Raw genomic sequence first — 673 nt, 5'->3', positions numbered from 1 at the left:
ACCTCATGAGTAACAGTATACTCAACTCAGACTTCGCAAATCAACTGGAAAATATGATAAAAGATTTTGTTCAAGAAAAGCTTGAATTCATCATGAAAGAAGAAATCAAACACTTTCTCAAAGTGGAACAGGCACATGTTCAAAACTCAAGAAATGGCTATTATCAACGTACTCTTGATACAAAATACGGGAAAATCGAAGCTCTTACGGTTCCAAGAGATCGTAATGGTGATTACCAGACTCAAATTTTTGAGCCTTATCAACGTCGTGACGGCTGGCTTGAACAGGCTATTATTAAAATGTATCAAAGTGGGATGAGCACAAGAGAAATCGGTAAGTTTATCGAAAGGATTCTTGGTTCAACCTACTCTCCTACCACGATTAGTAATATCACAGATGCCGCCTTGGAAGATATTCGAAAGTGGCATCAGCGTCCATTAAACAAACGGTATTCTGTGTTGGATCTTGACGGACTTTATATAAAAGTTCGTCGTGATACGTATGCCAAAGAAGTCATTTACATTGTCCTTGGTGTGAATGAGGAAGGCTATCGTGAAATTCTCGGCTTTTATGTTGGGGGTCAAGAAAGCTCCCATGGCTGGCAAGAAATCCTCCAAGACCTTTATACACGCGGTGCTCATGAAGTCTTACTTGGTGTTTTTGATGGACTCCC

General features: G+C 40.0%; 1 protein-coding gene. It reads left to right on the top strand.

Annotation, left to right across the window (positions count from 1 at the left end):
* Positions 1 to 5 precede the first annotated feature (5 nt).
* Positions 6 to 673: IS256 family transposase (locus ACFOU2_RS11255; protein WP_377915133.1), on the top strand; the 668-nt coding region annotated here is incomplete at its 3' end.

This window comes from Bacillus songklensis (assembly GCF_042649685.1).
Taxonomy (GTDB): Bacteria; Bacillota; Bacilli; order Bacillales; family Bacillaceae_H; genus Bacillus_BA; species Bacillus_BA songklensis.
This window is presented reverse-complemented; position numbering and strand designations above follow the sequence as displayed.